This window comes from Actinomadura soli, assembly GCF_005889715.1.
GTDB lineage: Bacteria > Actinomycetota > Actinomycetes > Streptosporangiales > Streptosporangiaceae > Spirillospora > Spirillospora soli.
Genome location: NZ_VCKW01000033.1, coordinates 36,319 through 47,750, shown reverse-complemented (window position 1 = coordinate 47,750; position 11,432 = coordinate 36,319). Strand labels below are relative to the sequence as shown.

At 74.5% G+C, this 11,432-nt stretch carries 7 protein-coding genes; 2 read left to right on the top strand and 5 right to left on the bottom strand.

Annotated elements, in window-relative coordinates:
* Window positions 1-42 precede the first annotated feature (42 nt).
* Genes ETD83_RS09155 through ETD83_RS09145 form a run of 3 tightly spaced genes read right to left on the bottom strand, consistent with a single transcriptional unit; the run spans window position 43 to window position 1,368 of the window.
* Entirely contained in the window at window positions 43-399 is a 357-nt protein-coding gene (locus ETD83_RS09155; RefSeq protein WP_138644634.1) for a wax ester/triacylglycerol synthase domain-containing protein, read from the bottom strand.
* A 5-nt stretch (window positions 400-404) separates the two neighbouring features.
* The gene (locus ETD83_RS09150) at window positions 405-944 is read right to left on the bottom strand and encodes a flavodoxin domain-containing protein (RefSeq protein ID WP_138644633.1); all 540 of its coding nucleotides are present in this window, start codon (window positions 942-944) and stop codon (window positions 405-407) included.
* A gap of 4 nt (window positions 945-948) precedes the next feature.
* Window positions 949-1,368 (bottom strand): STAS domain-containing protein, encoded by a 420-nt coding sequence (locus ETD83_RS09145; protein WP_138644632.1) that lies wholly within the window; start codon window positions 1,366-1,368, stop codon window positions 949-951.
* 204 nt (window positions 1,369-1,572) lie between these two features.
* On the opposite strand from ETD83_RS09145, the gene ETD83_RS09140 reads away from it, so the two are divergent.
* Both ETD83_RS09140 and ETD83_RS09135 read left to right on the top strand, forming a co-directional pair.
* The gene (locus tag ETD83_RS09140) at window positions 1,573-2,457 is read left to right on the top strand and encodes an ABC transporter ATP-binding protein (RefSeq protein WP_205717566.1); all 885 of its coding nucleotides are present in this window, start codon (window positions 1,573-1,575) and stop codon (window positions 2,455-2,457) included.
* 8 nt (window positions 2,458-2,465) lie between these two features.
* Window positions 2,466-4,097: an ABC transporter permease subunit gene (locus tag ETD83_RS09135; protein ID WP_138644631.1), complete on the top strand. Its 1,632-nt coding sequence runs from the start codon at window positions 2,466-2,468 to the stop codon at window positions 4,095-4,097.
* On the opposite strand, the gene ETD83_RS09130 is transcribed toward ETD83_RS09135, so the two are convergent.
* A complete protein-coding gene (locus ETD83_RS09130; protein ID WP_138644630.1) occupies window positions 4,084-8,892 on the bottom strand; it encodes a lysylphosphatidylglycerol synthase domain-containing protein in 4,809 nt (1,602 codons plus the stop codon). The genes ETD83_RS09135 and ETD83_RS09130 overlap by 14 nt on opposite strands.
* 155 nt (window positions 8,893-9,047) lie before the next feature.
* Window positions 9,048-11,363 carry a heavy metal translocating P-type ATPase gene (locus ETD83_RS09125; RefSeq protein ID WP_138644629.1) on the bottom strand — a complete coding sequence of 772 codons (2,316 nt, stop codon included), beginning with the start codon at window positions 11,361-11,363 and terminating at the stop codon, window positions 9,048-9,050.
* Window positions 11,364-11,432: the final 69 nt, after the last annotated feature.

Sequence of the window (11,432 nt, the reverse complement as noted above, 5' to 3'; positions counted from 1 at the left end):
ACTGGTCGGCACACTCCACGGCTGCCTACGCACCCACACCACCTACAGCGAAACCACCGCCTGGACACCCCAAACCCACCACACCGACCAAGCAGCTTGACACCTACGACCCGTGGGATGTCTAGCCGCGCCCATCGGCGGCGTGGGCCGGTCGGACCGTTGAGCCTGGACGCCCCGGGCCCCCTGAGCCGCGTCGTCCACCCAGACGGGGTGCGCGAGGTGGAACGGGACGGTCCGGACGCGCTGCCGGCAGCGCGGCGCGAGCCGGAGCCGGGCGAAGATCTCCCGCACCAGATCCGGGAACTCGGGCGCCGGGCCCTCGAACACGGTCACGGTCCCGATCTGGAGCGGCCTGGTGTCGTTCTCCGCGAAGAACATCCCCGCGTCCAGCGCGTTCATCCGTTTCACCGTCCGCCCCCCTGCGCGGACGCCGGTCTGCCGGCCGCGAGTTCTCGAGCGACGGCCGCGGCCCAGGTCTCGATCTCCGTCCAATCCCGGTAGTCGCCGTAGCGCAAGCCCAGGACCTTGCAGATTACGTGTCCGGTGAAGGGCACGTGCTCGCGTCGAAATACGCCCGAGAAGAGCCGGTGATCGCGGGCGCCGAGTCTTTTGTGGAGTTCGTCCGCGAGGAGCGCCTCCTCTTGGGGGCCGTATCGGCGCCAAGGTCCGCGCAGGGCGGCCGGCATGCCGACGCTGAACAGCCATACCGGGCGACCTGCCAGAACGTCGTGCTGACGTGTCACGAAGTCGATCGCCTCGGTGAGCCATGCGTGGCCGTGGACCGCGCTGCCGAGCACGAACGCCTCGTATCCGCCGGCGTCGTTCACCTCGTCCATGAGGCGGGCTTCGGCGTCGACGCCGTGCCGGATCAGCACGGCGGCGATCCGTTCGGCGATGCTGCGGGTGGAACCGTGCGCGGTCGCGTAACCCACCAGGATGGTCATGCCCTCACCCCCCGCGGCCGTCCCTGTCCGCCGGGCTGACCGGGCCGGAAAGCCCGTCGCCGAGCGTCGCCGCTTGGGCGCCCTTGAACCGCCGGTCGAGACCGGTGATCCGCAGGATCTTCGCCAGCTGCGGCCGGACCCCGGCCAGCGTGACGGCGCCGCCGCGGCGGTGGGCCAGTTCGTCCGCGGCGATGAACGCCGCCAGCCCCTGCGCGTCGCAGAAGGTCAGGGAGGAGACGTCGATGACGACGTCTGGACCCCGGTCGCCGATCAGCTGGGCCAGGTGGGCGCCGAACACGGGGGCCGAGGCCATGTCCAGCTCGCCGGTGATCAGCACACGTGGCGGACCATCGTCATCGTCATCGTCGTCGAGCGACGTGACGAGGTGTGCGGACGCGTCCTGCCGGGTGACGTGCGTGCCCATGACGGCTCCTCCCCTGGGCCTTCTGGTCACTCCAAGGCTCTGACGTCGCCTACGGCACCAGTAGGGACCTACGTCCCGGCATCCGGCCACCAACGTCCCGCCGGTTCACGCCGTGCCGGCCGGCGGGCGATTCAGGACCTTTGGCCGCTGGCAGGCGCCGATCAGCGGCCTAGCGTCGATCGCGGAAGATGGAGGAGGTGCGCCGTGGTCGCGTGGGCGATACGGACCGAGGGCCTGACGAAGCGCTTCGGGCGGGTGGTCGCGGTGGACGGTCTGGACCTAAAGGTCGGCCGCGGGGAGATCTTCGGCTTTCTGGGGCCGAACGGCGCTGGAAAGTCCACGACGATCCGGCTTCTGCTCGGCCTCGCCCGGCCGACGGCCGGCCGGGCCTGGATCATGGACGTGCCTGTGGGAGACGTCGAGCGGGCCCACCGGCATGTGGGCTACGTCGCCGGCGACGTAGCGCTCTGGCCGCAGCTGACGGGGCTGGAGACGCTGACCTACCTCGGGCATCTGTCCGGGAGCGTCGACGTGCCGTTCCGGGACGAGCTGATCGAACGGCTGCGGTTCGACCCCGGGAAGCGCGCCCGCTCCTACTCCAAGGGGAACCGCCAGAAGCTCGCCCTGATCGCCGCGCTGATGACCAGGCCCGACGTGCTGCTGCTGGACGAGCCGACGTCCGGCCTGGACCCGCTGATGGAGGCCGAGTTCCAGGCACTGGCCCGGCAGGCCGCGGGACGCGGGCAGACGGTCTTCCTCTCCTCCCACATCCTGGATGAGGTCCAGGACCTCTGCCATCGGGTGGCCATCCTGCGGGAGGGCCGGCTGATCGAGGTGGCCGCGCTGGAGGAGCTGCGCGCACTGGGCGGGACGGTGCTGGAGGCGATCGTGGACGGCCCCGTCCCCGACCTGGCCGGGGTGCCCGGCGTGACCGGGGTGGAACCGATCGACGGCGGCGTCCGGGTGTCGATCACCGGGTCGCCGTCTGCGGTGCTGGCCCGGTTGAGCGCCTGCCCGCTGGTCCGGGTCCGCAGCCACGAGCCGACGCTGGAAGAGATCTTCCTGAGCTACTACGAGGCGGAGAAATGACCAGGGCCATGCCCGTACGGACCGCCGCAGGGTCGCGCCCGGCGGGGCGCCTTCCGGTCGGCGCGGGGGTCGCGTGGATGACGGTCCGGCTGATCCGGCGCGGCGCGGGCTGGCTGGCGCTGGCCCTCGCCTGCTACGTCGTGGTCGAGGTCGTCACCTACGAGCGGACCTACCCCGACGCCGCCTCGCGGCAGAAGCTCGCGGCGCTGTCGAAGGACCCGGCCGTGCGGATGCTGCAGGGCGTCCCGCACGCGGCCGAGACGACCGGCGGCTACGTCGTGTGGGACGCCGGCTGGATGCTGGCAGCGATCGCCGGCCTGTGGGCGCTGCTGACGGCGGGCCGCCTCCTGCGTGGTGAGGAGGAGTCCGGCCGAGCCGAGCTCGTCCTGGCCGCGCCGATTCGTCCGACCCGCGTGGTGCTGGTGCAGTGCGGCGTCCTGGGCGGCGCGGCGCTGGTGGCGGGGGCTTCGGTGGCCGCCCCGCTGGCGCTGCTGGGGACCGGCGCGGCGGGCTCGGCGCTGTTCGGGCTCGGGCTCGCCGGGTTCGCCGCGACGTTCGCGGCGGTGGCGGCGGTGCTCGCGCAGCTGTTCCAGGTGCGGCGCCGCGCGACCGCGGCCTCGGCCGCGGTCTTCGGTGCGTTGTTCCTGCTCCGGATGGCCGCCAACAGCGCGGACCCGCGCGGATGGCTGCGCTGGTTCACCCCGTTCGGCTGGCTGGACGACCTGCACCCCTACCGGGACCCGAACTGGGCGGTGCTCGCCGTCACGCTGGCAATGCCCGCCGTGGTCGGCGGCGTCGCCGTCGCGCTGCGGACCCGCCGCGACACCGCGGACGCGCTGATCGGTGAACCCGACCACGCCCGCGCCCGGCTCCGGCTGCTCGGCGGGCCCGCGGCCTTCGCCTGGCGCAGCAACCGTGGCATGCTGACCGGCTGGCTGCTCGGCATCGCCGGGTACGCGTTCGTCGCCGGGACGCTGATCGCGACCGTCGTCGACTACGCTGCCGACGACCCCGACTACCAGCGGATCCTGGAGTCGCTCGGTTGGGACGCGGGCGACGTCGCCGACGGCTTCGTCGGCATCATGGGCGTCCTCATCGGTCTGCTGATCGCCCTGTACGCGTGCTGGCGGATCGGCGCGGCCCGCGCCGAGGAGGCCGCCGGCCGCCTCGACCACGTCCTCACCCGGCCCGTCACGCGCCGCCGCTGGCTCGGCGGCCACATCCTGCTGACCCTGGCGTCGGCGCTGCTGCTCGCGCTGGCCTCCGCTGCCGCGATGTGGGCCGGCGCCGCCGCGACCGGCGCGGGCGTGGGCCTGGCGGACACGCTCGCAGCCACCCTCAACCCGCTGCCGGTGGCAGCCCTGGCCACGGGGCTGGCGGTGGTCCTGCTCGGCGCGCGGCCGCGGCTGACCGTCCCCGGCTCGGCGGCGGCGGCCGTCGCCGCCTACTTGATCGAGACGATCGGGCCCGCGCTGGACTGGCCGGACCTCGTGCTGGCCGTGTCCCCGTTCCACCACCTGGCGGCAGTCCCGGCCGAACCGTTCGAGCTCGTCGGCACGCTCGTCATGACCGCTTCGGCAATGGTCCTCGCCGCCGCCGGGTGCCTGCTCTTCGAGCGCCGCGACCTCACCGGCGACTGAACGGCCGCCGGTTTCCGGCCGGGGCGTGCAGGATCAGGGCGCCGGGAAGGATCGGCAGCCAGAAGCTGAGGATCCTGTAGAGCAGGATGGTCAGGACGGCCTCGGTGGGCCCGGTCCCGAACGTGACCAGGGCCAGGACGAGGACAGGTTCGACGACCCCCACGCCGCCCGGGAGGGGACCGAGGAGGCGTAGCGGGATCAGCAGCAGGAAGACCGCCGCCAGGGCGGCGGGCGAGATCGGCACGTTCAGTGCGTGGCCCACGGTCACGAAGGCCAGCACCGAGCAGGTGGTGACCGTGGAGCTGGCCGCGAGCAGCGCGATCAGGCGCTTGGGACGGTGCAGCAGTTGAGGCAGCCCGGCTGCCGCGGCGCGTAGTGGCGGGAGGATCTCTGCCCTGCGGCGCCACAGCAGGACCGTGCCGAGCGCCGCGACCGCGGCGACGATCAGGATCAGCGGCTCGGCCCAGCCGGGCGGGTGCGCCGCTCCCCATCCCCGCGCCGCGGCTGAGGCCAGGGCCAGGGCCAGGGCGATCAGGTGGACGAGCGCGCCGGTCAGTCTGGTGCGCGCGACGGTCGCGGCGGCCTCGTGCGGTCCGGCCCCGTGGTCGCGGAGGTAGGCGCCGAGGACGGCGTCGCCGCCCCGGCCGGTCGGATGCTGGCGGGAGGCGTAGGAGGCGGCGGCCTGGCGCAGGCAGGTGCGTCCGAAGGCCAGATCGCGTGGGGAGGCGCCCATCAAGGCGACCGCGCCCGCCGCGTAGGAGACCGCCACCAGCAGCGCGGCCGCGAGGAGCCAGCGCGTGTGGGCGTCCGCGAGGACCGTCATGGGGGAGCGCAGACCCGTGACGCCGATGAGCCCGTGGTAGGTGACGTAGCCGGCGGCGACGAGCAGCAGCAGGAACCAGGGCCGCGACGGGATCCGCGACAGCGGCCGGGGCACGATGCCGGTGGCGCCCGCACCGGTCAGCTCGCGGCGGAGCTCGTCCAGGAGGTGGGGGTGGTCGCGGAGTGCCGTCCGGGTGGATCCCGCCAGCGCCAGGGGTTGCAGGTAGGGCACGGCGGCCTCGGCGGCGGGAAGCCCGAGTACGTCGACCGCGGCCTGGACGGACCGCCGTGGCCCGGCGGCCAGGGCGGTGGAGACGAGGAGTTCGGCCACGTCCTGGGCCAGCCGTCCGTCGCCGGCGGCGTCCTCGGCGAAACCGAAGTCGACGAGTACGGGACGCCCTGCGGCGTCCACGAGGACGTTGGCCAGCCGCAGGTCGCGGTGGGCGATGCGCGCGGTGTGGAGTTTCGCGACCTGTGACCACAGTTCGCGGAGGCGGGCGTCGTCGTGCAGGGCGAGGGGAGCGTCGCCGGTTTCGATCGCCTCCTCGGCGAGGATCCAGGTGCCGGGCCCGGCGGGCGCCACGCCGATGACGGCGGGCACGCGGGCGCCCGATTCGGCCGCGCGCATGAGCATGTACGCCTCGTGCTCCACCTGCCGCTTGGGGGTGGCCATGGGTGTCTCGTCCTCCACCTCGCGGTAGAGCAGGAACCGGGCGGCCTTGAACAGCAGGTCCGCGTCGCGCTGGTCACGGCCGAGCGCCTTGACGAAGACCGCGCGCCCGTCGCCGGTGACGGCGGTGAAGGGGACCGAGCCGCGGGCGTCGGCCTTGAGCGGAGCGACCTCGGCGCCGGCCAGGCCGCAGCGGGCGAGACCCGCGGCGACCTGGTCCGGTGACGAAACGTGGTTCGGCGTGCCGCGCACCAGGTGGACCGCCCCGCCGACCGCCCAGCCGAGCGCCGTCCCGGCGACGACGTCGAGCGGGAAATGGGCGCCGACGTAGACGCGGCTCACCGGCACGGCGATCGCGACCGCCCAAAGGACCCACCGGACCGGGCGGCGGACATGCGCGGACGCGACCGTGGCCAAGGCGGCCGACACGGCGGCGTGGCCGGACACGAACCCGAGCCCGTCCTCGTGCGCGCCGCGGAGCACGACCTCCGACAGCAGCGCACCGGGCCGGCCGCGGTCGGCGAGGTCCTTGACCAGCTTGGCGAGCAGCCACGCCAGCGAACCGCCGAGAGCCAGGTCGACGGCCAGCCGGACCCGGCGGACGGCCAGCGCCGCCGCCGCGGTCACCGCGACGGCGCCGAGCGCGCCCGTCTGCATCACGATCTCGACCGGCCGGAACAGCCAGCCCGGCAAGCCGTTGACGACACGGAACACGCCGGCCTCCGGGCCCAGCAGCAACCCGTCCGCGGCGAAAAGGGCCAGGCAGAGGCACAGACCGAGCCCGGCGACGACCCGGATCACGTCGCCGGGATGCCGAGCCGTGGCGGGCGCCCCCGGCGGGAACAGCCCGAAGCGGCGCACCGGGAGGCCGCGGCGACGAGGCCATCGCTTGCGGAGGGAACCCGAAGGCGTTTGCCCGGCGTGGTCTCGTGACCGTGCGGTGAGCCGAGCCGTCGCGTCAGGGCCGAGAACGCGGCGGGCGGCCGCCGGCGCTCGTGCGCGCGTCGTGGCCGAGGCGGTCATGGTGAGCAGCCGGGCCGCGTCGTCGTCGAGCAGGGCTGGTGTCGTATCGGTCTCCGCCCGCCCCCAGCCGACGATCCAGGGACGCCCCTGCCCGTCGACCAGGACGTTCTCCGGCGCGAGGTCGCGATGGGCGATGCGGTCGCGGCGCAGCGCCGCACTCTGCCGCCACAGGTCGTCCACCGCACCCACCACGTCCACGGCGTCCTGCGCGTCCCGCGCCGGCTCGCCGTGCCCGTCCAGCGGACGCCCGTCCACGTGATCCATGACCAGGGCCCAGCTGCCCGCGCCGACCTCCGTCACGAACCGGACGGCCGGCACCCGCGCACCGGCCCGCCGGGCGCGCATGAGCAGATAGCCCTCATGCTCGGCGAGATGCTTGGCGGTGGCGAACGGTGGCTCGCCCGGCCTGCGGCGCCACAATCGGCCCAGGCGGTGCAGCGTGTCGGCGTCGCGCTGGTCGCGTCCGATCACCTTGACGAAGAGCCGCCCGGCCGAGGTGTCCGCGGCGAACGGGACGGCGTGCCGCAGATCGCCCGGCACGCGATGCACGTCCGTCACCGTCGTCAGCCCGTGGCGGGTGAGCGCCTCGCGCACCGCAGCGAGGCGGGGCCGGTGCCGCGGCGTCCCGGCGATGAGCAGCGCCGCCGCTCCCGCCGACCAGCCCAGCGCCGCTCCGCCGAGCACGTCCAGCGGGAAGTGCGCTCCGGTGTAGACCCGGGCCGCGCCGACGGTGGCGACGACCAGCCACAGGACGCGCCGGTACGGGCGGGGGAGGTAGGCGGCCGCGACCGTGACCAGTGCCGCGGCCACCGCCGTGTGCCCGGCGGCGAAGCCGGTGCCCCAGGGGGTCGCGTCCGCCCGGAGTGCGACGCCGTCCAGCAGCGCTGCGGGGCGCGGCCGTCCGGACACGTCCTTGACGATCTTGGCCGCGATCCATGCGAGCGTCCCGCTTCCGCACAGCGTGACGGCCAGGCGGAACCTGCGCAGGAGGACGGCGGCGAGTGCGGCCAGGGCGGCGGCGCCGATCCAGCCCGCCTGCATCAGCAGCCACATCGGCGGCTCGATCGTGTCGGGAAGGTCGTTCACCAGCCGGAACAGGTCGGCGTCCCAGCCGGGCACGCCCCGGCTCGCCACGGCCAGCACCGCCAGCGAGGCCAGGGCGAGCACCAGCCGGACGGCGTCCATCGGGTGGCGGAACACCTCCTCGCGCGGGCGTGCGGCGGCCGCCGGGCGGGCCCACCGCCACCACGGCCACAACAGCCCGCCCGCCGGCAGGTAGAGCAGGTAGGTGAAGAACCGGAACAACAGCACGCCCGCCGTCACCGCGGGCAGGTCGGCCCCGGCGAGGTCCAGCCCGCCGATCAGCGCCAGGTCGAGCACGCCCGCGCTGCCGGGCGTGAGCGGAATGACGGTCACCTGCCGCGCGACGGTGTAGACGGCGAACGCCTCCAGCACCCCCACCCGGGTCGCGCCCGTCGCCTGCAGCGACACGTACAGCACCGCGAACACGCACACCTGGTAGCCGACCGTGGACAGCGTCAGCGCAGGCCATCGGCCACGGATCAGCTCACGCGCCCCGGCCTGGAACCGCGCCACATCACCGGCGTGATCGTCCACCCTGCGGTGCAGCATCCGTGCGAGAGGACGCGCCGCGCGGGTACCGGCGGCCACGATCGCGGACGCCGCGCGATCATGCCAGAGCATGAAGCCCGTCAGCGCGACCACCACGGCGGCCAGCCCCAGCCCCAGCACTCCCGCGCCGCGCACCTGCGGCGGCACGTCCGACGCCAGCGCGAGCAGCCCGAGTGCGAGCAGCGGCAGGGTCAGCCGGGTGAGGACGTTCCACAGGCCGGTCACCAGCACCTGCAACGCGATCGGGCCTGCCCGGAAACCGAGCTCCCGGCACATCGTGACATTCAACGCCGCCCCGGCCGCCCCGCCGCCTGGCAGCGCGTAGGACAGCGCGGTGGTCACCACGTTCATGACCGACGCGGGGACGATCTTCAGGCCCGGAAGCGCCGCGCTGAGACCCGCCGCCGAAGCGAGCACCGACAAGACCGTGAGCGCCGACAGCAGGACGAGTTCGGACGCGCTCACCCGCGTCCGCAGGATCTCGGCGACAGTCTCCAGATCCACCAGACCGGGCAGCACCTTGCCGAAGATCGCGGCGACGACCAGCAGCGCCAAGACGCGCCCGGACCACGTCCGGGCACGTCCCCGGCCCGTCCCGCCGCGGGGCGTACGCAAGTCGGCGGGAACTTGCTCGACGGTCGGCGTCACCGGCGTTCTCCTTCCGGAGCCTCTGCTCAGTCCGGCGACCGGTTCACCGTCCTTCGTGGGCTTTCAGCGTCCTCCGCCGCGCTTGGCCAGGGCAGTGGACGAAGGTCCTCCGCCGCGTGCTGAAGGGCTCGAGTTCCGCGCCCTGCCCGGACTTGTCAGTGCGCGGCCGGATCGTGGACGTCGGCCAGGACGAAGTAGTTTTCCTCCTCCTGGGCGAAGTGCAGCCGGAGGACGGCGTACAGCTCCTGGATGCTCCGCCGCAGGTCACTGGTGGTTTCCGGTGATGCGGGGCTCGCTTTCAGTTCGGTGATGAGCGCGCCGATGCGCCGGGTCAGCTCGGCGATCTCGGTGTGCCCGCGGCTCATCGGGCCGGTCGGGTCGGAGCCGCCCAGCGCCCGCGCGACGGCGGGGTAGAGCAGCCGTTCGTCTTTGCGTTCGTGGGTGGCGAGGTCGGTCAGGAACCCGGTGAGGGTGTCGATCGCCGCGTCGCGTTCCCGGCCGGGGGAGGCGGTGATCGCGTCCGCCAGGGCGGGCAGCCGCTCGATGCGCGGCCACAGCGCCCGGTGCTCCTCGTCCAGCCGGCGGACGAGGTCGGCCTCGTCGCCGCGCAGGCGCGGGGCGCGGTCGCGTCCCGGGCCGAGGACGCGCAGCGCGGACAGGATCGCGGCGACGTCGATGCCCTCCTGCAGCAGCGCGCCCGCCGCCGGGGCCAGCAGCCCGAACGCCGCCGCGACCATCGCCGCCATGGACAGGCCCATGCCCGCCAGGACGCTCTGCCGCGCCACCGTCCGGGTGCGGCGCGCGATGGCCAGGGTCTCGGCCAGCCGCTCCAGCCGGTCCACGGTGATCACCACGTCGGCCGCCTCCGACGAGGCCGTGGCGCCACGGGCGCCGAGCGCGACGCCGACTCCGGCGGCGGCCAGAGCGGGGGCGTCGTTGACGCCGTCGCCGACCATCACGGTCGCCGTCCGGGCGCTCTCGGCGCGGGCGACTGCGACCTTGCCCGCGGGTGTCAGCCCGGAGTGGACGGCGTCGGCGCCGACCAGCTCGGCGATCGGGCCGGCGGCGTCCGCGCGGTCGCCGGTCACCATGACCGTCCGGGCGATGCCTGCGTGTCGGAGCAGCCGGAACGTCCGCGGCGCGTCCGGGCGGAGGCGGTCGCGCAGCAGCAGCACGGCCGCGATCCGCCCGTCCACGCCGACGAACACGGTGATCGCGCCGCGGGCGGCGGCGCGGCTCCGCACCTGCTCCAGCCAGGCGGCGTCGGCGTGCCCGGCCCAGGTCGCCTTGCCGACGCTGACCCGGTGGCCGTTCACGGTGCCGCGTACACCCTGGCCGAGGGTCTCGGTGACGTCGGACGGCTCGGTGAGCCGCAGCCCGCGCTCGGCGGCGCCGCGCACGATCGCCGAGGCCAGCACGTGCGGGGAGACCTGATCGAGGGAGGCGGCGAGCAGCAGCGGGTCCGCGGCGATCGCGGGCCGGGCGGGGACGACCTCGGTGAGCGCGGGACGTCCGGTGGTGACGGTGCCGGTCTTGTCGAACAGCAGCACGTGGGCGCGGGCGAGACGCTCCAGCGTGCCGCCGCCCTTCACCACGACACCTCGGCGCGCGCACCGCGACAGGCCGGAGACGAACGCGATCGGCGCCGCGATGATCAAGGGGCAGGGGGTGGCGACCACCAGCACCGCGACGGCCCGGACCGGATCTCCGGAGGCGAGCCATGCGGCCCCGGCCAGCAGCAGCGTGAGCGGGAGGAAGACCGCCGAGTACCGGTCGGCGAGCCGCACGAACGGCGCGTTCTCGGCGGCGGCCTCCTCGGCCAGCCGGACGATCCCCGCGTAGGTGCTGGACCGGGCGTCGCTGGTCGCGCGCAGCCCGAACGGCCCGCCGGCGTTGACCGTCCCGGCGCGGACCGCATCACCGGCCGGACGCTCCACCGGCAGCGGCTCCCCGGTCAGCGTGGACTCGTCCAGGACGGCGGTCCCGGACTCCACCTGCCCGTCCACCGGCACGGTCTCACCGGCCCGGACCAGCAGCCCGTCGCCGGGCCGGACCTCGCCGACGTCGACGGTGTCCAGACCGGCGGCGGTCCGGCGGTGCGCGACGCGGGGCGCCAGCGACAGCAGGGCGCCGAGGTCGCGGCGGGCGCGGCGTCCGGCACGTTCCTCCAGCAGCCGGCCGCCGGTGAGCATCACGGCGATCACGGCGCCGGCGAGGGCCTCGCCGACGGCCATGGTCCCGGCCAGCGCGAGCACCGCGATCACATCGCTGCCGAACCTGCGGTGCATGAGGCCGGCGAGTACCCACCACACCGCCGGACCGAGTGCGAGCACCGTCACCAGCATCCAGACGACGTCGCCGGCCTCCGTGCCGACCGCCCAACGCAGCGCGGCACCGGCCGCAAGTCCTCCGCCGGTCACGGCGAAGAGCACGTCGTGACCGTGCCGCATGATCGTGCTCCGTACGTTCATCTCGCCGCCCTCCGGGTCTGCAGGCCTTTCCCACGCTCGCCGGTCATGAGGTGGGTCTCCCAGAGGCGA

Coding starts and splice junctions, on each gene's coding strand:
- ETD83_RS09135 (WP_138644631.1), top strand. CDS start 2,466: ATGCCCGTACGGACCGCCGCAGGGTCGCGCCCGGCGGGGCGCCTTCCG.
- ETD83_RS09145 (WP_138644632.1), bottom strand. CDS start 1,368: ATGGGCACGCACGTCACCCGGCAGGACGCGTCCGCACACCTCGTCACG.
- ETD83_RS09150 (WP_138644633.1), bottom strand. CDS start 944: ATGACCATCCTGGTGGGTTACGCGACCGCGCACGGTTCCACCCGCAGC.
- ETD83_RS09125 (WP_138644629.1), bottom strand. CDS start 11,363: ATGAACGTACGGAGCACGATCATGCGGCACGGTCACGACGTGCTCTTC.
- ETD83_RS09155 (WP_138644634.1), bottom strand. CDS start 399: ATGAACGCGCTGGACGCGGGGATGTTCTTCGCGGAGAACGACACCAGG.